Source organism: Lacticaseibacillus jixianensis, from assembly GCF_003946485.1.
Classification (GTDB): Bacteria; Bacillota; Bacilli; order Lactobacillales; family Lactobacillaceae; genus Lacticaseibacillus; species Lacticaseibacillus jixianensis.
Genome location: NZ_RHOJ01000051.1, coordinates 1 through 1115, shown reverse-complemented (window position 1 = coordinate 1115; position 1115 = coordinate 1). Strand labels below are relative to the sequence as shown.

Below are 1115 nucleotides of genomic sequence, written 5' to 3'. Positions count from 1 at the left end.
GACGGATTTACAATGCAAGTGCAACAAATTAGCTAAATAGAAAGACTCATAGCCTGAGTCCTTGTAAAATGGAATCACCACAAGACCACAACAAGGAGAACTCGACTATGAGCCCGTACAATCATCTTACCTTAAAGGAACGTGAAACGATACTGCTTGGCCTCAATAATGGTCTGACCCAGGAAGCCATCGCGAAATCACTGGGACGGTCTCGAAGCACCATCTGCCGTGAAGTCGCTCGCAATGGCGGCTGGGAGAATTACTCTGTCGCGGAAGCTCAGACACGTTACGAGAAGAGGCGTGAGCACTCTCGCCGGCCACATATCCTCTCTGATGATCAAGTGCGTGAGCGTGTAGTGCGATACATTATTGATTGGCACTGGTCGCCTGAACAGATTGCCGGACGTCTACGCCACGAAAGCAGTCCGATTCAGATCAGTTACCCAACGATTTATCGCGGCATCTACCGCGACAACCTTGGCGTTCCGCTTAAAAGTCATAGGGCTCGTGGTATTGCCCGACAGCTGCGTCATCGCGGTAAGACGCGTAAGGTGAAAGGCACTATCAATGAAAGACGTGGTCGGTTCAACGATGCGCCTTCGATCCATGAGCGCCCATTATCGGCAGAGAATCGGAGTTGGTTCGGGCATTGGGAAGGTGACACAGTCCGCGGTAAGACTGGACACTCAGCCCTAGTCACATTAGTCGACCGTAGATCACGTTATCTGCTTTCAGTGCGAGTATCAACAGCTAATGCCAATCAGGTCGAGAAAGCAATGGCGGCTCTGCTAAGTAAGCAGCCACGAGGCCGAACGAGAACTATTACGCCCGATCGAGGAAGCGAGTTTGCACACTATCAAGAGCTCAGTCAGGCACTAGCAATCAAAGTATTCTTCCCAGACCCGCACGCCCCGCAACAGCGCGGCACCAACGAGAATACCAACGGTCTAATTCGTGAGTATTTCCCTAAAGGAACCGACTTAGATTTACTAAGTGATCAGGACATCACCACGTTCGTTGAACAACTGAATAACCGACCACGCAAGGTCTTGGGCTGGAAGACACCAGCTGAAGTCTACCTAGGTAAAAAGTTGCACTTGATTTGACAATTCGTC

Annotated in this window: 1 protein-coding gene; it reads left to right on the top strand. The window is 50.5% G+C overall.

What is annotated here, in order from left to right; genetic code table 11:
* Window positions 1–107 precede the first annotated feature (107 nt).
* Window positions 108–1106, top strand: a complete 999-nt coding sequence (locus EKM85_RS11390) for an IS30 family transposase (RefSeq protein WP_125586988.1) — start codon at window positions 108–110, stop codon at window positions 1104–1106.
* The last annotated feature ends 9 nt before the right edge of the window (window positions 1107–1115 follow it).